This is a genomic window from Rhizobium phaseoli (genome assembly GCF_001664385.1).
GTDB lineage: Bacteria > Pseudomonadota > Alphaproteobacteria > Rhizobiales > Rhizobiaceae > Rhizobium > Rhizobium phaseoli.
The window spans coordinates 1,995,501-2,021,241 of the sequence record NZ_CP013532.1 but is presented as its reverse complement, the minus strand read 5'-3'; the positions used below and the strand labels follow the sequence as shown (position 1 = coordinate 2,021,241).

28 protein-coding genes are annotated in these 25,741 nt (G+C 59.0%); 11 read left to right on the top strand and 17 right to left on the bottom strand.

What is annotated here, in order from left to right; all coding sequences use genetic code 11:
- Positions 1–4: 4 nt before the first annotated feature.
- From AMC88_RS09915 to AMC88_RS09880, 8 genes are all read right to left on the bottom strand, one after another.
- The gene (locus AMC88_RS09915) at positions 5–298 is read right to left on the bottom strand and encodes a hypothetical protein (RefSeq protein ID WP_064829943.1); all 294 of its coding nucleotides are present in this window, start codon (positions 296–298) and stop codon (positions 5–7) included.
- 410 nt (positions 299–708) lie between these two features.
- Complete coding sequence (gene tnpC / locus AMC88_RS09910; protein ID WP_029875830.1) at positions 709–2,343, bottom strand: IS66 family transposase; 1,635 nt, start codon at positions 2,341–2,343, stop codon at positions 709–711.
- 45 nt (positions 2,344–2,388) lie between these two features.
- Positions 2,389–2,736, bottom strand: a complete 348-nt coding sequence (gene tnpB / locus AMC88_RS09905; RefSeq protein ID WP_008536947.1) for an IS66 family insertion sequence element accessory protein TnpB — start codon at positions 2,734–2,736, stop codon at positions 2,389–2,391.
- The gene (gene tnpA / locus AMC88_RS09900) at positions 2,733–3,143 is read right to left on the bottom strand and encodes an IS66-like element accessory protein TnpA (protein ID WP_029875829.1); all 411 of its coding nucleotides are present in this window, start codon (positions 3,141–3,143) and stop codon (positions 2,733–2,735) included. The genes tnpB and tnpA overlap by 4 nt, the downstream gene beginning before the upstream one ends.
- Positions 3,144–3,217: 74 nt before the next feature.
- Positions 3,218–3,883 (bottom strand): hypothetical protein, encoded by a 666-nt coding sequence (locus AMC88_RS09895; protein WP_064829942.1) that lies wholly within the window; start codon positions 3,881–3,883, stop codon positions 3,218–3,220.
- Between the two features lie 43 nt (positions 3,884–3,926).
- A complete protein-coding gene (locus AMC88_RS09890) occupies positions 3,927–4,397 on the bottom strand; it encodes a hypothetical protein (RefSeq protein ID WP_064829941.1) in 471 nt (156 codons plus the stop codon).
- 135 nt (positions 4,398–4,532) lie between these two features.
- Complete coding sequence (locus AMC88_RS09885; RefSeq protein WP_064829940.1) at positions 4,533–5,114, bottom strand: hypothetical protein; 582 nt, start codon at positions 5,112–5,114, stop codon at positions 4,533–4,535.
- A gap of 11 nt (positions 5,115–5,125) precedes the next feature.
- Positions 5,126–5,410, bottom strand: a complete 285-nt coding sequence (locus AMC88_RS09880; protein ID WP_064829939.1) for a helix-turn-helix transcriptional regulator — start codon at positions 5,408–5,410, stop codon at positions 5,126–5,128.
- Positions 5,411–5,553: 143 nt separating this feature from the next.
- Here AMC88_RS09880 and AMC88_RS34665 point away from each other — a divergent pair, with 143 nt between their 5' ends.
- The 3 genes from AMC88_RS34665 (at position 5,554) to AMC88_RS09865 (ending at position 9,313) form a co-directional block, all read left to right on the top strand.
- Positions 5,554–5,868, top strand: coding sequence for a helix-turn-helix domain-containing protein (locus AMC88_RS34665; RefSeq protein ID WP_167860745.1), 315 nt, complete (start codon positions 5,554–5,556; stop codon positions 5,866–5,868).
- A gap of 217 nt (positions 5,869–6,085) precedes the next feature.
- A complete protein-coding gene (locus AMC88_RS09870; protein ID WP_150128083.1) occupies positions 6,086–8,719 on the top strand; it encodes a DUF3987 domain-containing protein in 2,634 nt (877 codons plus the stop codon).
- A 318-nt stretch (positions 8,720–9,037) separates the two neighbouring features.
- Positions 9,038–9,313, top strand: a complete 276-nt coding sequence (locus AMC88_RS09865) for a hypothetical protein (protein ID WP_064829936.1) — start codon at positions 9,038–9,040, stop codon at positions 9,311–9,313.
- Between the two features lie 138 nt (positions 9,314–9,451).
- On the opposite strand, the gene AMC88_RS09860 is transcribed toward AMC88_RS09865, so the two are convergent.
- Both AMC88_RS09860 and AMC88_RS09855 read right to left on the bottom strand, forming a co-directional pair.
- Complete coding sequence (locus AMC88_RS09860) at positions 9,452–9,850, bottom strand: hypothetical protein (RefSeq protein WP_064829935.1); 399 nt, start codon at positions 9,848–9,850, stop codon at positions 9,452–9,454.
- Positions 9,847–11,124, bottom strand: a complete 1,278-nt coding sequence (locus AMC88_RS09855; RefSeq protein ID WP_064829934.1) for a tyrosine-type recombinase/integrase — start codon at positions 11,122–11,124, stop codon at positions 9,847–9,849. Before AMC88_RS09855 ends, AMC88_RS09860 begins: the two co-directional genes overlap by 4 nt.
- Before the next feature lie 262 nt (positions 11,125–11,386).
- On the opposite strand from AMC88_RS09855, the gene AMC88_RS09850 reads away from it, so the two are divergent.
- The 4 genes from AMC88_RS09850 to AMC88_RS09835 all read left to right on the top strand — a co-directional run bounded on the left by AMC88_RS09850 (position 11,387) and on the right by AMC88_RS09835 (position 14,321).
- Entirely contained in the window at positions 11,387–11,857 is a 471-nt protein-coding gene (locus tag AMC88_RS09850) for a RidA family protein (protein ID WP_004678601.1), read from the top strand.
- Positions 11,854–12,573, top strand: a complete 720-nt coding sequence (locus AMC88_RS09845) for a glycerophosphodiester phosphodiesterase (protein WP_016732944.1) — start codon at positions 11,854–11,856, stop codon at positions 12,571–12,573. Before AMC88_RS09850 ends, AMC88_RS09845 begins: the two co-directional genes overlap by 4 nt.
- A 77-nt stretch (positions 12,574–12,650) precedes the next feature.
- Positions 12,651–13,841 carry a GNAT family N-acetyltransferase gene (locus tag AMC88_RS09840; RefSeq protein WP_012483664.1) on the top strand — a complete coding sequence of 397 codons (1,191 nt, stop codon included), beginning with the start codon at positions 12,651–12,653 and terminating at the stop codon, positions 13,839–13,841.
- Positions 13,842–13,895: 54 nt separating this feature from the next.
- Positions 13,896–14,321, top strand: a complete 426-nt coding sequence (locus AMC88_RS09835; RefSeq protein ID WP_012483663.1) for an HIT family protein — start codon at positions 13,896–13,898, stop codon at positions 14,319–14,321.
- 78 nt (positions 14,322–14,399) lie between these two features.
- Here AMC88_RS09835 and clpA read toward each other — a convergent pair whose 3' ends face one another.
- The 6 genes from clpA to AMC88_RS09805 form a co-directional block, all read right to left on the bottom strand.
- Positions 14,400–16,889 carry an ATP-dependent Clp protease ATP-binding subunit ClpA gene (gene clpA, locus AMC88_RS09830; protein WP_012483662.1) on the bottom strand — a complete coding sequence of 830 codons (2,490 nt, stop codon included), beginning with the start codon at positions 16,887–16,889 and terminating at the stop codon, positions 14,400–14,402.
- 10 nt (positions 16,890–16,899) lie between these two features.
- A complete protein-coding gene (clpS, locus tag AMC88_RS09825) occupies positions 16,900–17,253 on the bottom strand; it encodes an ATP-dependent Clp protease adapter ClpS (protein WP_012483661.1) in 354 nt (117 codons plus the stop codon).
- Between the two features lie 275 nt (positions 17,254–17,528).
- Positions 17,529–17,900: a phasin family protein gene (locus AMC88_RS09820; RefSeq protein WP_010021895.1), complete on the bottom strand. Its 372-nt coding sequence runs from the start codon at positions 17,898–17,900 to the stop codon at positions 17,529–17,531.
- A 270-nt stretch (positions 17,901–18,170) separates the two neighbouring features.
- On the bottom strand, positions 18,171–18,374 hold the full coding sequence (locus AMC88_RS09815; RefSeq protein WP_010021897.1) for a DUF3126 family protein: 204 nt from the start codon (positions 18,372–18,374) through the stop codon (positions 18,171–18,173).
- Between the two features lie 138 nt (positions 18,375–18,512).
- Entirely contained in the window at positions 18,513–19,346 is an 834-nt protein-coding gene (cysE, locus tag AMC88_RS09810) for a serine O-acetyltransferase (RefSeq protein WP_004675925.1), read from the bottom strand.
- A 127-nt stretch (positions 19,347–19,473) separates the two neighbouring features.
- On the bottom strand, positions 19,474–20,259 hold the full coding sequence (locus AMC88_RS09805; RefSeq protein ID WP_064829933.1) for an alpha/beta fold hydrolase: 786 nt from the start codon (positions 20,257–20,259) through the stop codon (positions 19,474–19,476).
- A 158-nt stretch (positions 20,260–20,417) separates the two neighbouring features.
- Between AMC88_RS09805 and AMC88_RS09800 the strand changes: the two genes are divergently transcribed.
- Together AMC88_RS09800 and AMC88_RS09795 are read left to right on the top strand one after the other, a co-directional pair.
- Entirely contained in the window at positions 20,418–20,663 is a 246-nt protein-coding gene (locus tag AMC88_RS09800) for a zinc-finger domain-containing protein (RefSeq protein WP_010024961.1), read from the top strand.
- Between the two features lie 28 nt (positions 20,664–20,691).
- Entirely contained in the window at positions 20,692–21,840 is a 1,149-nt protein-coding gene (locus AMC88_RS09795) for an FAD-dependent monooxygenase (RefSeq protein WP_064825195.1), read from the top strand.
- Between the two features lie 36 nt (positions 21,841–21,876).
- Here the strand turns inward: AMC88_RS09795 and AMC88_RS09790 are convergent, their stop codons facing one another.
- Positions 21,877–23,067 carry a cystathionine beta-lyase gene (locus AMC88_RS09790; RefSeq protein ID WP_004675929.1) on the bottom strand — a complete coding sequence of 397 codons (1,191 nt, stop codon included), beginning with the start codon at positions 23,065–23,067 and terminating at the stop codon, positions 21,877–21,879.
- Positions 23,068–23,419: 352 nt separating this feature from the next.
- Here AMC88_RS09790 and AMC88_RS09785 point away from each other — a divergent pair, with 352 nt between their 5' ends.
- Entirely contained in the window at positions 23,420–24,445 is a 1,026-nt protein-coding gene (locus AMC88_RS09785) for an amino acid ABC transporter substrate-binding protein (protein WP_012483657.1), read from the top strand.
- A gap of 93 nt (positions 24,446–24,538) precedes the next feature.
- Positions 24,539–25,741 (top strand): amino acid ABC transporter permease, encoded by a 1,203-nt coding sequence (locus AMC88_RS09780; protein WP_029531157.1) that lies wholly within the window; start codon positions 24,539–24,541, stop codon positions 25,739–25,741.

Genomic DNA, 25,741 nt, shown 5'->3' with positions numbered 1-25,741 from the left:
GGCCTCATAACCTTGGAACTGAGGTAATCACGCCACGAACGACCACGTCGTTGTCGGCCTTAATTTTGCAAATCACTTCGAACCGCTCGCCGGGCTGGTTGCGGCTCTCGATGAACTCAGCGGCTCTGGTTTTCTCAGCGCCTTCAGGCGGAGAGCAGAACGACCAAGCGTCCTTGAGGTAGAAAGGCACCTCTTGAGGGTGTCCGAAGTATCGGCGCGTTTCCTTCTCATTTGGCACGCCAACCAATATCGCGCGCAAGCCGTTAGCGTAGGATAGCGAGAATGCACCCTCGGGCATCTCTGGTCGTGTCCAAAAACCCGCTCGATAGTAATCGTAAGCGACGTATCCAATGACTCCGAGTGCCGCCGCGCCAATAATTCGTTTAGTCCAAACTCGCACTTGCTGTCCCCCATGCCCCACCCACGGTTTAGCTTCTTGGCGGGACTCCTGCAACGAGAGCGCTCATTTTAGTAGGGGAATATCGTCACGATGCCCCGCGTAGTTCGCGGACACCGCACGTCACGCGATTTCATGTGGCAATCCTCTCAATGCATCATCGCGAACGTAAAACGCGTCACTACTGCGCAGAATAAAAGGGACGCTCTCGCGCGCCTTATCGGTGTCGCCCATGTGGCAATCACACGCCGGGGCTCGCCTTCTCGCCAGCCAGTACGCGCTTACGGTAAGCATCCGGTGAAGGACGCAGGTCAGGCCGCTTGAGCATCCAGCGCCGTCGGCGTCCAGTTCCACGGAAGCAATTGTTCCAGTTTGCTCGTCGGCGTGTCAGCGATGTTGGCGAGGACATCAGCAAGCCAGGCTTGCGGATCGATGTCGTTGAGCTTTGCGCTCATGATCAGCGTCGCCATGAAGGCTGCGCGATCAGCACCACGATCCGATCCGGCGAAGAGCCATGACTTCCTTCCGAGAGCAAAGCCTCGCAGCGCCCGCTCGGCTGCATTGTTCGTCAGGCAAATTCTCCCATCTTCCAGGAATGACGTGAAGCCGTCCCAACGCTTCAGCATGTAATCGATAGCCTCGGCGACAGGAGAACTGCGCGACAGCTTTGCCCGCTCGGTCCGCATCCAGTCCTCGAGTTCTTTGACGAGTGAGAGGCTGTCGATGCGACGGCGCTGCAGGCGTTCGTCGGCGGCAAGCCCGTTGATCTCCCGCTCGATGTCGAACAGGGCATCGATCCGTTTGACAGCCTCCAGCGCCAGCGGCGAGATCGGCATGGCACGGCTGCCGCGTTTGGCATTCGTGGCAATGTCAGCGAGCACAAAGAACTTGCGGCGTGAGTGCGCCCAGCACAGTGCCTGCGTCAGCGGATCGGGATCGCGGTCAACCTTGAACAGGGGATTGTAGCCGCCATAAGCATCCGCTTGCAGAATGCCGGTAAAGGTCTTCAGGTGGCGCTCGGGATGCTCCTGCCGCCGGTCCCGCGACGCATAGTAAAGAGCTGCCGGTGGTGACTGCCCGCTGAACGGTCGGTCATCCCGGACATATGTCCAGATGCGCCCCGTATCGGTTTTGCCTTTCGCCAGGATCGGCACGGTGGTGTCGTCGCCATGCAGCCGCTCGGCGGCCAGAACATGCGCCTCGATCAACGAATGAATGGGCTTCAGCGCCGCCGCGCAAGCACCGACCTGGTCGGCCAGTGTCGATAAGCTGAGGTCGATCCCCTCTCGGCCATAGCGCTCGCTCTGGCGGTTCAGCGGTTGATGCTGGGCGAACTTCTCAAACAGGATCATCGCCAGCAGGTTCGGCCCGGCAAAACCGCGCGGCGTCACATGGAAAGGTGCGGGCGGCTGAGTGATCTTCTCGCATTCGCGGCAGGAGAACTTCTCCCGCACAGTCTGGATGACTTTCCACTGGCGCGGGATCACCTCCAGCGTCTCGGTGATGTCCTCGCCGAGCTTCGACAGCCTGGCGGAACCGCAGCAGCGGCAACTCGTCGGGGCGGCGATGACGACGCGCTCGCGCGGCAGGTGTTCGGGAAACGGCTTCCGTGATGGACGCTTTCGCTCGAACGCCCGGACTGTAGAAGCCTTGGCAGCAATCTCCGCCGCCAGTTCGTCTTCACCAGCGTCGGCTTCGAGTTCCTCGAGTTGCAGCTCCATCTGCTCGAGAAGTCGCGCCTTGCGCTCGGACCGGCTGCCGTAAAGTTCACGGCGAACCTTCTCGATCTCCAGCTTCAACCGCGCGATCAGCGCTTCTGAATGTGACACGAGCGCCTTGGCACTGGCGGCTTCCGCCTCGGCTTTCATACGCCAGGCACGCTCTTGCGCCAGCAGTGCAAGCGCACTGGCAAGATCGTCAGGAAGCTGTTCGGCCGCATCGTTCATGGTAGGATGGAATCATATTCGACCCAGCCATTCCAGTGCTTTTGCTCATCCTGCCGACGTCGGTCGCCAGGTTTTTTGCGGCATCCGCCAGTCTATACCTTCCAGCAGATAACCGAGCTGCGCCGGTGTGATCACCACCGATCCATCTGCCGCCGACGGCCAGACGAAGCGTCCGCGTTCAAGCTTCTTCGTAAACAGGCAGGCTCCCTGGCCGTCATGCCAGATGACCTTGATCAGGCCACCACCGCGACCGCGGAACACGAACAGGTGTCCGCACATCGGATCGCGCTTCAGCGTCTCCTGCACCATCAGCGATAGGCCGGGGAAGCCTTTGCGCATGTCCGTATGGCCTGTCGCCAGCCAGACCTTCACACCACTCGGAACCGGGATCATCTCCGTTCCAGCACGACATCGAGAATACGGCCCAGCGCCTCGGTATCGATGTCGCTGTCCACGCGAATACGACGGCCCCGACCCAGCTCAATCGTCACATCGCTACGCTTCCGGCGGGACTGCGATGGGGCAGGCGGCCCCGAGGGAATGGGCGTGGCTGGAGGCGCGGCCTCGGATAGGATCACCGGCACCAACGTGCTCGCCGTTTCCGTCTTCGGCTCCTCGATTTGGCAAAGCTCCTTGCGCCAACGGAAAAGCTGGCTGACATGGATACCGGCCGCACGGGCAATCTCGGAAAGCACCGCATCTGGCTCAAAGCAGGCCGCAACAAGCCGCTCTTTGTCTTCCCGAGACCAGCGCCGTCGGCGCTCGACAGACGTGATCACTTCAATCGGATGCTTCGTCATAGGACTACTCCTAGTGTTTGCACTAGGACTTCCGATGTTCGTCTCAACCTCGCAAGACGGCCCTCACCGGGCGCTTACCGCTTACGCCAATCCCCGTGTTTTTCTTGGGTGAGGATGGCGAACCTGCCGTCCACTCCCTCTGAGGCCTCTGCCACAGGGGGGAAGACGCCAATCGGCACAGCAACAGCGTTGGACTTCAACGACAGATCGAGGCGTGGCGGTGTCTCTGGATTCAGAATACGCAGATGCGGGTTGCGATTAATCTCGAAGTCAGACTCGGGATTCTGGATGTGTCCGCGCGGAACTAAGGTGTTCGCTTCGTGATCGATCTTCAGACCGGGGAAAAGGTGAAGGACAAGCTCGTCAAGCTGTTCCTCCGATAGTGAACTCTGACCGCCACGAAAGCTCTCCAGTTTGAACACCGGAATGCGCGATGCCTTTTCAACCAGCGGAAGGTTATGCCCAATGAGGGCCGAGCGGAGAGCATTTTCAGCGTCGGTCACGACGGCATCGGCATTCTCATCATAGCGAAGCGTGCCCGCACTGATGACGGCGCATAATTGGACAAGCTCTTCGGTCGCCGGCGCAGCACCTCCGTTCGCAATCGTTGCAAGGCGCGCAATCTGAGATTTGCGGGTATATCCAAGTTTCTCCGCGAGGTTGGCAATGTTCTCCCTGCCGAGTGCGGTGACGATTGCATTTGCTCCGTCTCGCCTGGTTGCGCGTAGTTTGTTGATCATTGCATTGTCCTTTCATTTTCTTGAGATTTCGGCGCGTAGTAGGTCATCGCGCCAGAACTTCCTTGATCTGTTCGGCGATCGCTGCGAGCGCAGCCATCATGCGAACGCTGTCGCCCATTTTCGCGAAGGTGATTTCTAAGTCTGTCGCATCGCGGCAGGCGAGAATTTTGCAGTCGCCGTTTTCCGGGTCGAGGTCGTTGCATAGGCTGAGCTCGATTGGCGTCATGCCAATTCTACTTGTCGCGTAAGCTCTGGCTGGGGCTGCGATGCTGAGGCCTTTGCAAGCAACAGCAATGTCGTCATCGAAGACGAGAACCGCCACCTTGCACCCGATTGCATCGTAAGCTGCCGAAAGGATAACGCCCTTGTTCTCACGAGGCGCGTTGCGCATGTCGGGGTGGTCGAGCAGGATCGGCAAGTTCTGATCGATCTTGAAAGCCTCCGCCTTCTGAAGAGCCGTGCCGTCCTTGGTAACGCTCGTGGTGTACGCGTAGCCTAAAAGAATCTTTGCCATTCCATGTTCACCTTTTGTTCCGATTGAGAAAAAACCGACAGGGGAGCGAGGCCTCAACTACGACCCTGCCGGATCGGGCATAGGTGTGGTGGTCTGCCAGAGACCCGAGACTCCACATCGCCTTTCTTCCCGATTTCATTGTTTCCACACGATCTCGCGGCTTCCGGTTTCCCATTCCCGCATGAGCGCGTAATGTGCGTCAGATCCCCATGCAGGTGTATCCGGAGGAGCGCCGACTCCGTCTGCGTACTCCTTCTCGGCATGGTAGCGATCGTTGAACTTCTGGCCGGTCGTTTCGTGGTGCTGCAATCGAATGCCGGGAAAAACGTTGTCGCCGAGGAGGATGCGCATACGCGAGCCGTCTGTGCTCACTGCGACCTCAGGGGGTTCCTGCTCGCGGATACGCTTATTGAGCCATGAGATGATGGTTTCGGCGTCCTGCACCTTTCGCCCGCATGAGCGAAGGCTTTCGACAAGGCCCCACTTCATGACGACTTCGGTTATTTCCCCGAATGCCCATTCATCCGTTCCCTTCGAAACGTAGTCGCGAAGATCGGCCAGGAGCTGCATGACATAGCAAGATCGCTCGACCGGCGTTTCCCCGAGCACATATTCGTTCCAGAGGTCGGTCGGGACGCAAACCGCCCTCCCCTGTGGCAAGCCGTGGGCCTTGAGCGTCAGCGCCGCGGCGAGCGTCATCTTGATGCCAAGAAACATTTGGGCGCTCCTCACGAGTTCGGTTTGACCACAGGGGGCATGACCTGCTTGTGCGTCGCCACGTCGACTGTGATCGCGAAGTAATTGCAAAGCTTCTGAAATGTGGGGAGCGACGGCAGGCGGCGGTCGGCAATGATCGCGTAAAGCGTCGGCACGGACACGCCGCACTCCTCGGCAAGGTCTCCATACTCGGCGGCAGGCACGGCCTTGATTCTGCGCTTAACGCCATCGAGCAGCATCATGAGGTCGAGGGACACCGCTGCACCCGCGTGCTCAAGTTCATCGGCATTTAGCATCGGTCACTCCATCGGTTGATTGAAATGAACGATAGTGATTTTATCGTTATCGACAACGATAAAAACATTTCCATCTAAATATATTTTGTTTCCACTTGCGTATAATTCCGCTACGTCCGGAAATACTTTGACGATATTATTAGATGGAAACGAATTTCTATTTGACGATCCGAACATTATTTCGTTATTCATTCGAAAATCGCAACAAAATTCAACCATTAAAGGCACGAAACATGAGCACGAAACAGGTTACACTTGCTGAAATCTCTGAAACAGTTCGCACCAAGCTTCGCGAGCATCCAAGCGTTACGGCTCTCGCACGCGAGCTCGGGTTCCTTCCAGGAACGCTACACAACATCATGACGGGACGACGCGTTAACCCGCGCCCCGAGGTCGCGGACGTTCTCTGTAAGCATTTTGGGATAACGCTTATTGCCGTCACGAAGGACGCAGCGTAATATCGCCAGCACTTGGCCGCGTGTCGCCCTCTATGGGCATATGACGCGGCTGAGGAATCGAAGCTCCTGCAGCCTCGCGGTTGATCCAACCCGCAATGATCGCAAATGAAAACCCCCGAACTTTCGTCCGGGGGCATATCAACTGCGGTATTGCAAAGGTAGTTTTGGAACACCTTGTATATCGCACAGATCAACTGCGAACGCAAGGAGTATTATTTTGTCTATTCTCGAATCTATTCTTCCGACTCCTGGAACTATAACTCAAGAGGAAAATATACCTGCCGAGCTGCGCAATGTGCCACAGTGGGTATTGTGGAAGCCGGTGATCAAAGACGGCAGGGTAGCGAAAATCCCTTGCATCCTGGGCGGTGGAAACCTCGACTATTGCGATCCCTCAAAATGGCGATCCTTTCCGGCTGTTGTCGCGGATATGCAATCTGATCCGCATGGGCGCTACGGGATCGGGTTGGTGCTCAACGGGACAGGATTGGTTTGCCTCGACTACGACAATCACCCGGGCGACGACTCGGAACGCGCTCGCGTGGGCGCGGCGTACATCGAAGAAAAGCTCATGTGCGATGCTCCGACCTACCGGGAAACATCGATCAGCGGGATGGGGCAGCACGTCTTTTATAGGGGCGTCCTTCCGCATGGACGAACTGGCGGCGTCATCCCCGAGTTGAGCCTCGAAATCTACTCTCACCGGTTCATCGCGATCACAGGCAACACGGCCAGTTGGGGATCACCGACATTCGTTGCTGATGGGCAGGCGATCATTGACAGTTGGGGCTTGCCCGAGATTGCCAGAGGCTCACCAACGGTCGAACCCACTGTGGCACTCGGGCGCCGCGTCGACCTTTCCGACCGCGATGTTTTCCGCAAGCTGGAAATTCACCGTCCGACGCAATACGCATGGCTTGGGTCATCGGAGACGCTGCATGGCCTCCGAGGTGATCACTTCTCAAAGATCATCGGTGACCTGGACAAGATCACGGGCGATCCCGTCCAAATCGACCGCATGATCCGCAAATCGCCTATGTATCGGAACGGATATAATGCCGAGAAGTATGACCGCGAGGGCGAAGCCTGGCTGGCCCGAAAGGGTTGCGCGAACATGTTTGAGAACTGGTTGCTGGGGGCTCGCTCCTCCAACGACCGCCATCTGCCCTTTGGCGAAGTCATCACACCTGAGCGCAAAGCTATCCTCGATTCCGTTATGGTCGCCACGCTCGCACACCAAAAAGCGATCAACCAGGAGCGCGTCCCGGTACCGTCAATTCCCAGAGTTCCTGCAGTTCCGGCGGCGCTGACCAACAGCAACCCTGCTCAGCAGATCAACAGCGATACATCGGCAATCGACTATTGGGCGCCCGCGACCCCGGCAAGCGTTCCGCCTCATGTTCTCCCGCACGTCCTGGATGAACTCGTTCAGCACGTGGGCGACTCAACGGGCCTCGACAAGGCGGCGCTGTGCGTTCTCGCTCTTGCAGCCTGCTCTATGGTCACCTCTGACAAGATCCGTATTCAGCCGGTCCGCTCAAGTGATCGGTGGCGCGAGCGCTTCGGACTTTGGGGGATTGGCGTCGGCGCGAGTGGCGCGGGCAAATCACCCCTCATCAACATTGTAGGCAAACCGCTCAAGGCCGTGGACAAGGCAATCCGAGATTCCTGGGCTCGCCGTTGCGATGAGTTGCGCAAACAGGCCACAGCGGAAGGAAAGAAGCTGACCGATAAAGACTTGCCACCCTGCCCCGATCTCATCTTAGGCGACACGACGACAGAGTCAGCACAAGATGCAATGATGTGCAAAAACGATGGCGTTGGCATCCTTGATGAAGAGGTCACACAATTCTTCGCCGGTATCGATCGATACACCAATTCAGGCAAAGGCGATGTTTCCCCGAACCGTGCACTGTGGCTCAAATCCTTTGATGGCATCGGTGACACCGTGCGCCGTATCGGTCGCGGTAAATTCCACATTGATAATATCTCGGTCAGCATTGTCGGCTGCATCCAGCCCGACCCAATCAAGAAGATCAGCGAGGCTGGCATTGACGACGGCATGATGCAGCGCATAACGCCAGTCCTGCTGTGCGATCGGAAAACGGGCACCGACGCGCCAATACAAGATGTGCTGGATAAGTATGACGCCCTGATTTATCGACTCGCCGAGCTAACGGGCCAGCATGTTGTCGGGGGCACCCATCGAGATGGCGCAACCCTCTTCTTTAGTGCCGAGGCGCAGCAGGTCTTTAGGGAGCGGCAGGAAAACACGAAAATACTGACCGAGCACTTCAGCGAGATTTATCCGAGCCTGCATATGCATCTCAAGAAATATGACGGCATTCTCGCCCGTTTGTCGCTGGGGCTTCATATGATCGAGTATGCCTCTTTGCCACGGATGGACTACATGCAGCAGCACTGGATTCCGAACGTGATCGAAGTCGCAACGATCCGTAGGGCTGAGAAGCTGCTGTTCGACTTCATGCTGAACCATGCGATGGCGTTTCACCTTGAGATTCTCGGCTCGGGCCACGACGCGACAATTCGCGGCATCGCCGGCTATATCCTCACTCATAAGGTCGAGCTCGTTACGCTTCGCGATTTGCAGAGGAATGTGGCTCCCTGCCGCGAACTCGAACGCCGCGATTACACGAAGATCCTTGACCGCCTATCAGCAGATGGTTGGCTATCCGAGGTGCAGCCGGGGCCTAGATCAACATCGGCACCGCAAGGCATCGTAAATCCCGAGGTCCATGTCCGGTTCGTGAAAAAGACCGAAGAAGAGCGTGCAAGACGTGATGAGATCTATCGCTTGGCGAGCGGCATAAAATACAAAGGCCGAGTTTGACGCGTTCGGTGTGTCACAAATGTCGATGGAAAACGGGGGGGTCTCCTTTTATTCATTAGAAAAGACAGAGGTCTTTTATATGGATCGCGCGTATATCGACAAAAGCGACACAAAAAATGACGCCGCTGCCCCCTCAAAAGTGTGTCGATACGCGTAACGACACATTCGACATAATCGACGCAATCGACAGATCGTCGATCCGGACAGCCCAAATCGAAAATGCGCCACTGTGAACACTCCAAAATGGGCGTTTGCGTTAACAACCGGGGCGTGCCAAGTTGGCGGCACAACCCGGTGGCTCAAGGAGAATAATGTCCGATGGCTACGCTTATCAACGTTACCCAACTGCGCGAAATTCAGCCGGAAATTTTCGAGAAGGGAAGCAAGACATGGATAAACGCTGATCGGATATTCCGTGTCGATAGCGTAGCTGTTGAAGTTGAGGAGCTTGGAACTGCGCAAGCTTCCAGAATTGTCTTTGACAACGCACTGGGACGGCTATTAGTGCTCGAGACTCCGTTAGAGCTTGCCATGCAAATAGACGGGAGCGCCTCTCCTGCAAAGGAAGCAATCGCGGAGAAGGTTCTCTTGTAGACTCCCCTCAGTGACGCAATTTACGCCCAAATCCGCCCATGTCACCGACTCGAGACAAAAGCTCGTCACGCCGCAAATATGAGACCATGAAAAACCCCGCTCGATGGCGGGGCTTTTTGTGTTCGAAGACCGAGGCGACTACTCGAGGTCGGGCAAGTGCGCCGACTGTTTGCGCTTTAGCGCATCCCGGTTCGCCTCGTGCCACTCCTCGACCGTGATATGCTCGAATCCCTTTGAGACCTTGAACCCGGCGTCGATCGCAAGGACCTTCTTAGGATCGGACGGAGTTGCTGTCTGCATGACTGGCTCAGCTGCCTGCGCCCCCTGCTCACCCTGTGGCACAGCAACCAGCTTCAAGACATCATCGCGCCGATACAGGGGCCGCGTCTCGGGAGACCACTCGACACGCTGGAGATTGAATTCCTTTCGCAGTTGCCAGAATCGAGTTCGCCCGATGCCGAGCAGGTCCGCTGCATCAGTCGCCGATAAAAGCGCGCCTTCCGGGGCACGACGTGGGGCGCGATCTTTCTTGGTCATGCGGCTTGCTCCTCAATCCCTTGTGCAGCAGAGGTTTTGTCAACCTTGTTGGCAGTTTCATTTAAATTGCCTTCGATGAAATCGGCCCAATATTGCAGGGCCGCCCGCCGTTTCGTAATGCCCGACACACGGCGATATGCTTTCGCGGTTTCATTCCCGACCTTGTGGCCGATCACTTCTTCGGCAGTGTTCCACGACACGGTGGTTTCATCGCCCAGGTACTCACGAAGTGACGATCTGAACCCATGCACCGTCGCCCCCTCAGGAATGAGGTGCACAAACGCGTTGTGCGACAGCCGTGCATGTCGACCGTTCCCCCAAACGTAGTCAGGGGTTGCCGCACGGTCGCGAGAACGCGCGTTTGCCGCCTTCGCTGCCCGATTGATCGTTTCGAGCTGCTGCCGCAGTATCTCGACGGCACGGTGCGTCAGCGGAACCACGTGCTCCCGGCGTTGCTTTGTGATGTCCTCGGGGATCGTCCAAAGGCATTTGTCTAAATCGAGCTCAGCGAGCGTCATACCTGCGACCTCGTCTTTACGAGTGCCTGTCAGGATCAGAAGTTCGAGGGCGCGAGCCGATCGCGATTTCTTGCTACGCAGGAAACCGACAAAGGCAGGGACATCAGCGTAAGGCATTGAGGGATGATGGCCACGCTTGTAGTCGAGCGAGGTTAGGCGGCTGACACGCGACGTCATTGCCGGGTTGTCTTCACGCAGTTCAGATGCGACGGCCGTTTCCATGGTGCGGCGGATCACAGACAGAGCGACCTTCTTCGAGGATGGCCGGTCATCGAAGACGCTCAACACCTTCGCGATATCGACACCGCGGATGTCCTTGACGCTCATTGAGCGCAGATCGCCCAGTTCCTTGACAATCCGGTCCCATTGATCGACGGCCCCGGCGAACGTCCACTTCTTCGAAAGGATGTCCCGCGTGTCGTTGGCGCATTGTTCGAAAGTCACGGAATCACGAAGCGCTTCTGCGGCGGTACGGTCGCGCTCAATCAAGGGATCGAGGCCCTTTGCGATCAATCCCCTACCCTCAGAGGCTTTCTCGCGGGCGTCAGCGAGGGACACGGTAGCGAGCGTGCCAAGCCCCATCTCGCGACGCTTGCCAGTGACAGGGGACGTGAACTTGAAAAGCCAGCGCGCGCCGAACTTATCGATGACAAGCGTTAGCCCGCCACCGTCGTTATGCGCACCGTAGCCTTCAGTCCCCTTCTTGATTGTGGATTCAATTCCTCGTGTCGAAAGCCTGTGTAATTCTCTTGCCATCAAAAGGCTCCTATGATCACCTCGACCGAGGTAAGACTCCACCTCTGTGGCATCATACCTCGCATTGTGTCTGGATCGTACCCCCATTCTACCCCGCAATTGCGTCCTGCACATTTGCGAATAGGTGTGAACACTTACGAACACAATAGGAAAATAGTCTTGGAAATTCAATGACCTAAGACACACGAAATGAACAGTCAAAAACACTGCAAATCAATGCATTGCAGTTTTTGAAACATTGACAACAAAAGCGGAGACGAAAATGTCCAATGAAATTGCAGCGCGCCTGACTGAGATGGGGATAACCCTGCCCGAAGCCGCAGCCCCGGCCGCAAATTACGTTCCCTACGTTATCAGCGGCAATCTTCTCTACATTTCCGGCCAGCTGCCCCTCGAAGGCGGCAAGGTCGCCATATCAGGCCATCTCGGCAAGACCGTCGACGTTGCAAGCGGCCAGCGCGGCGCCGAACTCTGCGCCATCAACATCCTCGCCCAGGCGAAGGCGGCACTTGGCGGCAATCTCGGCCGCATCCGTCGGGTGATCAAGCTGAACGGCTTCGTCGCCTCGGCGCCCGACTTTGTCGAGCAGCATCTCGTCATCAACGGCGCGTCGAACCTGATTGCCGGCGTGCTCGGCGAGGCCGGCAAACATGCGCGCGCCGCCGTCGGCATGGCCGCCCTGCCACTGAACGCCGCCGTCGAGATCGATGCTATCATGGAAATCGCAGAATGACGAATGCGGCCTGGATCAAGGACGTGCCGGTCGCCCATCGCGGCTATCACGACCTCAATAAGCTCGTCTGGGAAAACACGCTTTCGGCCTTTTCGCGCGCCGTCGAAGCGGGCTTTGCGATCGAATGCGATCTGCACTACGCCTCCGACGGCGTGCCGATCATCTTTCACGACGAGGACCTGCAGCGCCTGTGCAGCCTCACCGGCGACATCAGGGAGCGCACTTCCAGGGAGCTCGGACTGATCGCCGTCGGCGGCACCAGCGACAAGGTGCCGACGCTCCGCCAGCTTCTCGATCTCGTGCAGGGCAAGGTGCCGCTGGTGCTGGAGCTGAAGGGCCGCGAGGCTGATGACGAAGGGTTTGCCGAGGCCGTTCTCGAGGTGCTTGAGGGATATGAAGGCAAGGTGGCGCTGATGAGCTTCGATCACTGGCTGCTGCGCGATCTGAAGGCGCTTGGCTCCCCTTACCCACTCGGGCTGACCGCCAACGGCAACACACCGGAGGAGTTCGCAACGCACGCCAAGGCGATGGAGCTCGGTCTCGATTTCATCTCCTATTATTATGACGACCTGCCGAATGCCTTCATATCAGGCGAACGCGAGAAGGGCATTCCCGTCATCACCTGGACGGTGCGCGACGAAGAGGCGCGCCGGCGGACCTTCGCCAACGCAGACCAGATGACCTTCGAAGGCTTCGACCCGCGTGTGGCGGTTTGACGCTCGCTTTTTCGTCAAGATCATGCGCAGATTGAGGGAGAGCCGAACCGTCCCTCCACAGGCTTCGCATTTGCCCCATGACCGATGATCTCACCATTCGCGTAGAACGCTCCTTCACAGCGATATCCCCGGAGAGCTGGTCCAGGCTTTCCGGGGCATCGAAGAGCGCTCCTGCGATTGCTTACAATCCCTTCATCTCGCACGCGTTCTTGTCGTCGCTGGAAGAATCCGGTTCGGCCACCGCCGAGACCGGCTGGCTCGGCCATCACCTGCTGCTCGAGACCGATCGCGGCGAGCTGATCGGTGCCCTGCCCGGCTACCTCAAGAACCACAGCCAGGGCGAATATGTCTTCGACCATGGCTGGGCCGACGCCTTCGAGCGGGCCGGCGGGCGCTACTATCCCAAACTTCAGTGCTCGATTCCATTCACGCCGGCGACGGGTCCGCGACTTCTCGTCGCCGAGGGGCTGCAGCGGCTGCCGATCCAGAGCGCGATCGCCGAAAGCCTGAAGGAGGTCGTGCGGCGGCTCGGCGTCTCCTCGGCCCATGTCACCTTCGTGCCGGACGAGGAGATCGGCGTCTTCGAGATGGAAGGCTATCTCCACCGCACCGATCAACAGTTCCATTTCATCAATGACGGCTATGCCAATCACGAGGAATTCCTCGAAACGCTCGCTTCGCGCAAACGCAAGGCTTTGCGCAAGGAGCGCCGGGCAGCACTCGAAAACGGCATCAGCATCGACTGGCTGACCGGAAAGGACCTGACGGAACGGATCTGGGATCAGTTCTTCAAATTCTACATGGATACCGGCGGGCGCAAATGGGGCCGGCCCTATCTTACCCGCAAATTCTACTCGCTGATCGGCGAGCGCATGGCCGACGACATCCTGCTCGTCATGGCCAAGCGCGACGGGCGCTATGTCGCCGGCGCGATCAACTTCATCGGCGGCGGTACGCTCTACGGCCGTCATTGGGGCTGCATCGAGGATCATCCCTTCCTGCATTTCGAGGTCTGCTATCATCAGGCGATCGACTTCGCCCTGGCGAAGGGGTTGAAACGGGTCGAGGCCGGCGCACAGGGCGAACATAAGCTCGCTCGCGGCTACCTGCCGGTGACGACGCATTCCGCCCATTATGTCGCCCATGCCGGGCTGCGCCGCGCGATCGGCGATTATCTCGCGCGCGAGCGCGCCGATGTCGAACAGATGAGTGAATTGCTGAGTGAGCACAGCCCCTTTCGCAAGGGTGAGCGTCAGCAGGAGGATTGACGCGGCCCCGGCGAGCGCGCTACCCGATCAAATGGAACGTGAGGAGATTTTGCGATGACCAGCGCCTATGACGACAACAATATCTTCGCCAAGATCCTGCGCGGCGAAATTCCCTCGCACTGTATCTATGAGGACCAGCATACGGTCGCCTTCATGGACGTGATGCCGCAGGCGCCGGGCCATGTGCTCGTCGTTCCGAAGGCGCCTTCCCGCAATATTCTCGATGCCGATTCCGCCACCCTCGCCCACGCCATTACCGTCGTCCAGAAAGTCGCCAAGGCGCTCAAAGAGGTTTTCGATGCTGATGGCGTATTTATCGCCCAGTTCAACGAATCGGCCGCCGGGCAGACGGTGTTCCATCTGCATTTCCACGTCATCCCCCGCCATGAGGGCGTGGCGCTGAAGCCGCATTCCGGCAAGATGGAAGATGGCGCGGTACTGGCCGCCAATGCCGAGAAGATCAGGGCAGCTTTGGCATAGAGTCGATCCCTGCGATAACAGGAACAGAAAGCAAAAAGGCCGCGGTGACGCGGCCTTTTTCTCTCAAGATGACAAATTTCACTTCTTGCGCGGAACCTTCGGAACCGTGCTTCCCTTTTTCGGGGCGTCGCGAACTTCAGGCTCGGCCTGCGGGACCGTCTTGGCGCGGGTCTTGCGGGCCGTCTTTGTCTTCAGTTCGCCGTCGTCCTCGTCATCGGCTTCGGGATGGGCGACCTCGGCTTCCGGCTTCGGCTTGATTGGCGCCGTATCCGGTATTGCTTCCAGCACGATGCCGGGCTTGCCGTCTTCCTTCGGACCGACGGTGACGTTGACGACGCCGCCCTTCTTCAGCTTGCCGAAGAGGATCTCGTTGGCAAGCGGCTTCTTGATGGTGTCCTGGATGACGCGGGCAAGCGGGCGGGCGCCCATCTTCTCGTCGTAACCTTTGTCGGACAGCCAGGCGATCGCATCCTCGTGCAGGTCGAAGGTAACGTTCCTTTCGGAAAGCTGGGCCTCCAGCTGCATGATGAACTTCTGCACGACCTTGTGAATGACGGCCGTCGGCAGCGCCGCGAAGGGAATGATCGCGTCGAGACGGTTGCGGAACTCCGGCGTGAAGAGGCGGGTCAGCGCTTCCTCGTCCTCGCCGGTGCGTTTGGACGAACCGAAGCCGATCGCGGCCTTGGCCATTTCGGAAGCGCCGGCATTCGTCGTCATGATCAGGATGACGTTGCGGAAGTCGATCTTCTTGCCGTTATGGTCGGTCAGCGTGCCGTGGTCCATGACCTGCAGCAGGATGTTGTAGATGTCCGGATGGGCCTTCTCGATTTCGTCGAGCAGGACCACGCAATGCGGATGCTGATCGACGCCATCTGTGAGAAGACCGCCCTGATCGAAGCCGACATAGCCGGGAGGTGCGCCGAGCAGACGGGAGACCGTGTGCCGCTCCATATATTCCGACATGTCGAAGCGCAGGAGCTCGACGCCGAGCGACGAAGCCAGCTGCTTTGCCACCTCGGTCTTGCCCACACCGGTCGGACCGGAGAAGACATAGGCGCCGATCGGCTTGTTCGGCTCGCGCAGGCCGGCACGCGCCAGCTTGATCGAGGTCGAAAGAGCTTCGATGGCGATATCCTGGCCGTAGACGACCGAGCGCAGTTCCTGCTCGAGATTGGCAAGCACCGCTTCGTCGTCCTTGGAGACGGTCTTCGGCGGAATGCGCGCCATCGTGGCGATCGTTGCCTCGATCTCCTTTTCGGTGATCAGCTTACGGCGCTTCGACGGCGGCAGCAGCATCTGGGCCGCACCGGTTTCGTCGATCACGTCGATCGCCTTGTCCGGCAGCTTACGGTCTGAGATGTAGCGGGCCGAGAGTTCGACGGCCGATTTGATCGCATCGTTGGAATAACGCAGGTGATGATACTCTTCGAAATAGGGCTTCAGGCCCTTCATGATCTCGATGGCATCGTTGATCGACGGTTCGCTGACGTCGATCTTCTGGAAACGACGCACCAGCGCCCGGTCCTTCTCGAAGAACTGGCGATATTCCTTGTAGGTAGTCGAGCCGATGCAGCGGATCGCGCCGGATGACAGCGCGGGCTTCAAAAGGTTCGATGCGTCCATCGCCCCGCCCGAGGTAGCGCCGGCGCCAATCACCGTGTGGATCTCGTCGATGAACAGCACGGCACCCGGATATTCTTCCAGTTCCTTGACGACCTGCTTCAGGCGCTCCTCGAAATCGCCGCGGTAGCGCGTGCCGGCAAGCAGCGTGCCCATGTCGAGCGAGAAGATCGTCGCGTCGGCGAGCGCTTCGGGAACCTTGCCTTCGACGATGCGCTTGGCGAGGCCTTCGGCAATCGCCGTCTTGCCGACGCCCGGATCACCGACATAGAGCGGATTGTTCTTCGAACGGCGGCACAGGATCTGGATGGTGCGGCTCACCTCGGCGTGGCGGCCGATCAGCGGATCGATCTTGCCGCCCTTGGCCTTCTCGTTGAGATTGACGCAATAGGCTTTCAGCGCATCCTGCTGCTTCTTGGGGCCGCCCTCTTCCTCGCCGCCGCGCGCGGTGGGCTTGCTCTCGGCTTCCTCTTCGGCGCCGCGCGGAGGGCGGGCCTCGGAAGCGCCCGGCCGCTTGCCAATGCCGTGAGAGATGTAGTTGACGGCGTCGTAACGGGTCATCTCCTGCTCCTGCAGGAAATAGGCGGCATGGCTTTCGCGCTCGGCGAAAATCGCGACGAGCACGTTGGCGCCGGTCACTTCCTCGCGGCCGGACGACTGCACATGGATGACGGCGCGTTGGATGACGCGCTGGAAGCCGGAGGTCGGCTTCGAATCCTCGTCATATCCGGTGATCAGGTTGGAGAGTTCATTATCGACATATTCGACGAGCGTCTTGCGCAGCGCGTCGAGATCGACATTGCAGGCACCCATGACCGCGGCCGCATCGGCATCGTCGATCAGGGCGAGCAGCAGATGCTCGAGCGTCGCATATTCGTGATGCCGCTCGTTGGCAAAGGTCAGTGCCTGATGGAGCGCCTTCTCTAAACTAGGCGAAAATGTTGGCACGTTCAGATCCTCACTTCTTTTCCATGACGCATTGCAGCGGATGCTGGTGCTGCCGGGCGAAGTCCATCACCTGGCTGACCTTCGTTTCCGCTACCTCGTATGTGAATATTCCGCATTCGCCGACGCCGTGATTGTGGACATGGAGCATGATGCGGGTGGCACTTTCACGATCCTTCTGAAAAAAACGCTCCAGAATATGAATGACGAATTCCATGGGTGTGTAGTCGTCATTCAAAAGCAGCACGCGATAGAGGTTGGGCTTCTTGGTCTTCGGCTTCGTGCGCGTGATGACCGAGGTTCCGCGATTTCCGTTGTCCCCGTTCCTTTCGCCGTTGTTCTGCATCCGGATCGGCTTTGCGATCATTGTCATTCATTCCTCGATCAATCCGGCGGAGCATGGGAGGGTGCTTTTCCCACCGAATATCTGAAACACTAACTTAGTTCATAATAGGCCGATTTTAAGCCCCCTGTCAGACACTGCAATCAAGAAATGCCGGCATGCACGGGAAAGACTAAAAAAGTCCCCGGCCGATCCAAGCGGACGCTGTGGCGAAAGTGGAAACAAAAAAGACCGGCTACAGATGCGCAGCCGGCCTCGGTATTTCAATATGTCGCGCAGGTTGCGCCGTCGCAATCAACTCATGCGGCAGCAGGCGTTGCCGGCGGCACCTGCCTGCCCGTCTTGGCGACGGCAGCGGCGATCGGAGCCTCGTAGGGCTTGTAAGCGGACTTGGCGAGATCGGCGTACATTTCGCCGAGCTTGGTAGCTTCGGAAACGAAGCTTTCATAGCTGGACTTGACGTAGCTGGTCTGCAGTTCGAACACGGCCTCGAAGCTCTTGGCGCCGGCCAGCGTTTCGAAATGCGTCACCGCATCCTGAAAGGACTTCTTCGAATATTCAGCAGCTTCGGCAGCGATCGCCTGAAAGCCCCTCGCCGTATCGGAATAGGTTCTCAACGCCGTATCGACGGCTTCCTTGCTCTTCTTGTTTGCATCGTCAAAGTTGAACATAACCGTCCTCCGTTGGGCTGTGGGATGGCGGCAGGGTAGCTGCAACGCACAAATAGTCAAGTAGTCTTGTGCGATGCAAAACAACCCCAGGGTTGCATGACAATAATAAAACAAAGGCCGCGCGCCGGGGCACGTACGTCTTTAACTGATTTTGCTAATATATATCAGATGAGCACAACCGCAGATTTCAAAAAAATTTTGTTTAAGCAGCGAAAAAACAAAAACCGGGCGGATTACGCCGCCCGGTCCGCTTGAAACTTTCGAACGCGATCAAAGATCGACGTCGAGGATCGCCATCGAAAAGTTGTAGGAGCGGTCGCCGTCCTCGTCATCGATATAGACGACGCCCAGAAATTCTTCGCCGAGATAGACTTCCGCGGAATCGTTCTTGCGCGGACGCGCCTTGACGATGATCTGCGGGTTGAACATGCGCTTGAAATAGGCGTCGAGCTTCTTGATTTCTTCAGGCTTCACTCTGTCATCTCCGTAAGCGGTCTTGATTGGCCGCTACTTGCACAGGAAAAGCAGCGGTGTAAAGGCGGGCTGCCGCTTGGGCAGTGGCTGTCCCCGCACGGTTCCCGCCGGCTTTCCTATCCTTTTTCCAGCAGGCGCTCAGATATCAGCGCCGATCACCTGGTCCATGTTGCGTGACGGCTCGGAACAACCGGCCTCGCCGACGACCTTGGCCGGCACGCCGGCAACGGTCTTTTTCGGCGGCACGGCCTTGAGCACGACGGAGCCGGCGGCGACCCGCGAGCAGAAGCCGATCTCGATGTTGCCGAGGATCTTCGCGCCGGCGCCGATCATGACGCCGCTGCCGATCTTCGGATGGCGGTCGGCCCCCTCCTTGCCGGTGCCGCCGAGCGTGACGCCATGCAGGATCGAGACATTGTCGCCGACCACAGCCGTTTCGCCGATCACGAGGCCGGTGGCATGATCGAGGAAGATGCCCTTGCCGATGCGGGCGGCCGGATTGATGTCGGTCTGGAAGACGCTGGAGGAGCGGCTCTGCAGATAGAGGGCGAAGTCACGCCGGCCGCGGTTCAGCAGCCAGTGGGCCAAACGATGCGTCTGCAGCGCATGGAAGCCCTTGAAGTAGAGCACCGCCTCCATGAAGCGGAGGCAAGCGGGATCGCGGTCATAGACCGCCTGGATATCAACGCGCAGGATCGAGCTCCATTCCGGCCAGTCGGCGAGCATTTCCTCGAAGGTCTGGCGCAGGAGGATCGCCTGCATGTCGGGGTGATCGAGGCGTTCGCAGATGCGGTGAATAACGCATTCCTCGAGCGAGCGGTGATTGATCACAGTCGAATAGAGAAAGGCGGCGAGAACCGGGTCCGTTTCGGCAGCAGTGCGGGCTTCCTCGCGCAGGCTGTCCCAGATGGGATCCATCACTTTCAGCGGATGGCCTGTCTCAAAAGCACGAATGTCTGTCTTGGCGACCATCGCCGCTCTCCTCGTTACCAACAGGAATGCCGTTTTCGCAATGCCAGTATATAGTGGAAAACGCCCATAACATAAATGGGTGCCGTCACCATGGTTTTTTAGCATGGTTTATCGACATCACGATGTGTCAGCCCTCGGCGACCCTTGCGTAAAAGGCCAGCACCGCTTGCTTGAAAACCTTGTCGCCGACAGCGAGCATATGATCGCGGCCGGGAATATCCAGCGCCTCGGCCTCGGGCATCAATGCCGCCAGCTGCTGCGGCGAGCCGGCGATATCGTCCTTGGTGCCAACGCCGATCAGCGCCGGCATATCGAGTTTGGCCATGTCCGAGCGGGCGACGAGATCGCGCGAGCCGCGAATGCAGGCGGCGAGCGCAGTGCGATCGCTCTTTGTCTGTTCGGCGAAGGCGCGGAACATGCGGCCGCGCTCATGCGTCACGACGTCCAGTGACGGAGCCAGCAGCGCATCGGCAATCGGGTCCCAGTCGCCGACACCGTCGGTCATGCCGATGCCGAGCCCGCCGAGCACCAGCGAGCGGACGCGATGCGGATTGGCGAGCGCGGCAAAGACGGAAATGCGCGCGCCCATCGAATAACCCATGAGATTGGCTTCGGCGATGCCGAGATGGTCGAGCAAGGCGATCGCATCGGCAGCCATCACCCATGGACGATAGGCTTCGGCATCATGCGGCTTGTCGCTCGCGCCATGGCCGCGATTGTCGATGGCAATCACCCGGTAGCCGGCATCGCCGAGCGTCTTCAGCCACCCCGGATTCACCCAGTTGACGTTTGCCGTCGAGGCAAAGCCGTGAATCAACAGGACCGGCACACCGGAGGGATCGCCTTCGTCGAAAAAGGCGAGCCGCAATCCGTCATGGGTGAAGTTCGAAAATGCGGGCGTGTTCAGGTTCATCGGGTCTTCCTTTTTGGCGCGACCATAATCGAGCCGCCTGCCAGCGTGAAGCCAAAAACCGTGGCTGAAAACTGTGCTTGCCGCGGCGCTTTGGCTCTACACATTTGCGGCGAAGGCTTATAAGGTCCGCGCACCTTTCAAAGCATTCGGAGAGCGACATGGCCGGCCACAACATTCCTCACTTCCAGAACGACGGCGGTCATCGCGTCATCGAAGTCGGCGTCAAGGAATTCATGTGCACGGGCGCTTCGGTTCCTTTCGATCACCCGCACATCTTCATCGACATGGGCGACGACAACGAGAAGGTCTGCTCCTACTGCTCGACGCTCTATCGCTTCAATTCCTCCCTCAAGCCCAGCCAGACCAATCCGGCCGGTTGCGTCTTTCACGTGAAGGCAGCGTAACCCGACCAGAATCCGGATCGGACGGGCAATGCCGGTCGAACATGCCGTCATCATCGGTGCCGGAATTGCGGGGCTGACGGCTGCGCTGTCGCTTTCGCGCAGGGGCATCAGCTCCGAGATTTTCGAGCAGGCGGACGAACTCACCGAAGTCGGCGCCGGATTGCAGCTTTCGCCGAATGCCTCCCGCATTCTTGCCGACCTCGGCATCCTGGACGGGCTTTCGAGGATCTGGCTCGAACCGGAGAGCATCCGACTGATTTCGGGCAGTTCGCTGCGCCAGCTTGCGGCGGTGCCGGCCGGCAAATTCGCGCGGCAGCGCTGGGGCGCGCCCTATGGCGTCCTGCACCGCACCACCTTGCAGGAAGCGCTGCTTGCCGCGGTCAAAGCCGATCCGCTCTGCCGGCTTCGCCTCGGCATGCGTATTGAAGCAGGTCCGCCGCCTGCGGAACGGCCGGCCGATGTCGTGATCGGCGCCGACGGCGTCTGGTCGAAGCTGCGGCAATCTATTGCCGGCAGCCCCTCGCCGCGTTTTTCCGGCAATATCGCCTATCGCTTCACCATTGCCGAGGATGAAGCGCCGGATTTCCTGGATCGGACAAGCGTTTCCGCTTTCCTCGGCGGGTCGGCGCATCTGGTCAGCTATCCGCTGAAGGAGACCGGCAGCGTCAATATGGTGGCAATCACTGCCGGCAACATTGCGCCGCAGGCCTGGCAAAGCGAACCGACGGCAGAGCAGCGCGCACAGCTGCGATCACGTCTTGCCGGCTGGAACGCGGCGATCGTCTCGCTGCTTGAAAGGCAGCGGAAGCTGACCTTCTGGCCGCTGTTCGAAACCACCTCGGGCGCGTGGCAGGACGGCAGGTCGGTTCTGATCGGCGACGCCGCTCACGCGATGATGCCCTTTGCCGCCCAGGGAGCGGCGATGGCGATCGAAGACGCCTATGAACTTGCCGCGTTTGTTTCGGATCGTCCCGTCGCCGAAGCGCTGGCGCTCTTCGAAAGCCATCGCGTGCCGCGCATTGCCAAGCTTCGCCAGCGCGGCGCCTTCAACAAGTTTGCCTATCATGCAAGAGGGCCGATTCGGATCGGCCGCGATCTCGTGCTCGGGCTGAAGCCGCCGCAAAGCCTGGCGGCGGATCTCGACTGGATCTACGGCTATAGCGCCACGCAGCCATAGAGCGCCGCAACCGCCGGCGGCGCTTCACGCCTGCCCTCAGACGGCGCTTGCCGCCGCAAACCCGCGTTCGATATCGGCCTTGAGGTCGGCCACATCTTCGATGCCGATCTGCAGGCGGATGACCGCACCGTCGGTCGGGGCCTTGGCGACCTTGCGGTCGTTGAGATAGGCGTGCAAAGCGAGGCTTTCGAAGCCGCCCCAGGAATAGCCGAGGCCGAAGATCCGCAGCGCATCGAGGAAGGCATGCGCCTTTGCCCTGGACTGCTCGGGGCCGTTGGCGGCAAGCACGAAGGAGAAGATGCCGCTGGCCCCCTTGAAATCGCGCTTCCAGAGATGATGGGAGGGGAAGCTCGGTAGCGCCGGATGCAACACGCGCGCGACATCCTCCCTGCCCTCCAGCCATTCGGCGATAGCAAGCGCGCTTTCATAATGACGCTCGAGGCGCAGACCCATGGTGCGCAATCCACGCAGGATCTGGTAGGCATCATCGGGTGCGCCGCAGATGCCGAGCACCCCGTTCGCCTCCTTCAGGCGCTCCCAATGCTCGGCATTGGCGGACACCGTTCCGAGCAGAATGTCGGAATGGCCGGACGGATATTTCGTCGCCGCGTGGATGGAGATATCGACGCCATGATCGAGCGGCCGGAAATAAAGCGGCGTCGCCCAGGTATTGTCCATCATGACGACGGCGCCATGGCGGTGGGCAACCGCCGAGATCGCCGGAATATCCTGCATCTCGAAGGTGTTGGAGCCGGGAGCCTCGGTGTGCACGATCTTCGTGTTCGGCCGGAACAGCGCTTCGATGCCCGCGCCGATCGACGGGTCGTAATATTCCACCTCGACGCCGAGGCGCTTCAGCATCGTGTCGCAGAAATGACGGGTCGGACCGTAAACCGAATCGACGACGAGAGCATGGTCGCCGGCGGCAACGAAACCCAGGAACGGAATGGTGACGGCCGCAAGCCCCGAGGGAACGAGGATGGTGCCGGCCGACCCTTCGAGCGCGTCGATCGCCTCGCAGAGCGCATCCGTCGTCGGCGTGCCGCGGGTGCCATAGGTGTATTTCTGCGAACGTGTCTCCATCGTCCGCGCATTCGGAAACAGCACCGTCGAAGCATGCACGACCGGCGGGTTGACAAAGCCGTGATAGTCGAAGGGATCATTGCCGATATGGCTCAGGCGGGTGTTGATGCCGACGTTCTGCAGCAAGCTGTTTTTGTCTTTCATGTCGGGAATAGCCTTTGGCAAGGGACGCGAAAACGAGACTTTTGGACGCCCCGTCGCCTCCGGTCAACCCCTTGGGATCGGCGTCGGATCACATCGAAAAGTATGATTTTCGCGTTATTTTTCCGCAATCCGACGCCCATTTCGTGACCAGCCGCCCATGAATGCGGCGCAATTGACCAAAATTCTGAATTTTGCCGCAATTATTGATGGCGACACTTGACCATGGTGACATTTGCGACTGTGATAGACCCACTCGCGCCGGGAGGGTGTCGAGACAATTGGGGAGGCGGACGCAACGTTCGGACACGCACTCCCCACAAATAAAGATAAGACAACGGAAAAGGTTGGGAAAATGAAGAATAAGCTCCTGTCCGCCGCCATCGGCGCAGCGGTTTTGGCACTTGGCGCACCGGCAGCCTCGGCCACCACTCTCGGTGACGTCAAGGCGAAGGGTTTCGTACAATGCGGCGTCAATACCGGCCTGGCCGGCTTTGCCGCACCCGACGCTTCCGGCAATTGGGCCGGTTTCGACGTCGATTTCTGCAAGGCAGTCGCTTCCGCCGTTTTCGGCGACCCCACGAAGGTGAAGTTCACCCCCCTCAGCGCCGCCAACCGCTTCCCGGCGCTTCAGTCCGGTGAAATCGACGTTCTGGCCCGCAATACGACCTGGTCGATCAATCGCGACACCGCTCTCGGCCTGAACTTCCGCTTCGTCAACTATTATGACGGCCAGGGCTTCATGGTTCGCAAGAGCCTGAACGTGAAGTCGGCGCTCGAGCTCTCCGGCGCATCGGTCTGCGTCCAGTCCGGCACGACCACCGAGCTCAACCTCGCCGACTATTTCAAGGCCAACAACCTTCAGTACAATCCTGTCGTCTTCGAAAAGCTGGACGAGGTTAACGCCGCCTATGATGCCGGTCGCTGCGACGTCTACACGACCGACCAGTCCGGCCTCTACTCGCTGCGTCTGACCCTGAAGAACCCCGACGAGCATGCGATCCTTCCGGAAATCATTTCCAAGGAGCCGCTGGCGCCGGCTGTTCGCCAGGGTGACGACCAGTGGTTCGACATCGTCAGCTGGGTCGGCTATGCCATGATCAATGCTGAAGAGTTCGGCATCACTCAGGCGAATGTCGACGACATGAAGAATTCGCCGAACCCCGACATCAAGCGCTTCCTCGGCGTCGAGGCCGACACCAAGATCGGCACCGATCTGGGCCTGACCAACGAATGGGCCTACAATATCGTCAAGAACGTCGGCAATTACGGCGAAGTCTTCGAGCGCAATATCGGACAGGGCAGCCCGCTCAAGATTGCTCGCGGCCTCAACGCCCTGTGGAACAAGGGCGGCATCCAGTACGCTCCGCCGGTTCGCTAACTGGCCGCGCAGAAAGCCGGAAAGGCGGGCAACCGCCTTTCCTCCTCCAATAAAAAAGCTCCGAAAAGGAGCATAATGGGGAATTGGCCAAGCATGACGCATCAGGCTTTGGATTCAACACGTTTATCCAGGAGCGGCTGGAGCTTCCAGTCCGCCCTCTACGACCCGACAATTCGGGGCATTTTCTTCCAAGTTCTCACCATCGTACTGCTGGTCGTCTTCGTCTGGTGGGTCGCACACAACACTGCCGTCAACCTGGCGCGCGCCAACATCGCGTCGGGCTTCGGCTTTCTGAACGGCCGCGCCGGATTCGAGGTCGGTCAGTCGCTGATCGCCTATTCAAGCGATTCGACTTATGGCCGGGCGCTGGTCGTCGGTCTTCTGAATACGCTCCTGATCGCCGTCACCGGCATCATCACAGCCACCATCATCGGCTTCATCATCGGCATTGGCCGCCTGTCGCGCAACTGGCTGATTGCCAAGCTGTGCACGGTTTATGTCGAAGTCTTCCGCAATATCCCGCCGCTGCTCGTGATCTTCTTCTGGTATTCGGGCGTTCTGGCGGTCCTGCCGAATGCGCGCGAGTCGCTTCATCTGCCACTCGGGGCATATCTGAACAACCGTGGCCTTTCCTTCCCCAAGCCGATTTTCGGCGACACTTTCTGGCTTGTCGGCGTCGCCCTCGTGGTCGCGATTGTCGCTGCCATCGCCACGGCCCGATGGGCTCATCGCCGGCAGGCGGCCACAGGGCAGCAGTTCCATACGATCTGGGCTTCGATCGGCCTGCTGATCGGTCTACCGCTGATTGCCTTCCTGGTCGCAGGGGCACCGCTTTCCTTCGATTATCCGATTGCGGGCAAATTCAATCTCACCGGCGGCTCCGTCGTCGGGCCTGAGTTCATGTCGCTCTTCCTGGCACTATCGTTCTACACCGCTGCCTTTATCGCCGAGATTGTCCGTGCGGGCATCCGTGGTGTGCCGAAGGGACAGACGGAAGCGGCAGGCGCGCTGGGGCTTCACCCCTCGTCGATCACCCGTCTGGTCGTCATTCCGCAGGCCTTCCGCATCATCATTCCACCGCTGAGCAGTCAGTATCTGAATCTGACGAAGAACTCGTCGCTGGCGATTGCCATCGGCTTTGCCGACCTCGTCGCCGTCGGCAGCACGACACTCAACCAGACCGGTCAGGCTGTCGAGGTGATCCTCATCTGGATGGTCGTTTACCTCAGTCTCAGTATCGTGACCTCGCTGTTGATGAACTGGTTCAATGCCAAGATGGCGCTGGTGGAGAGGTAA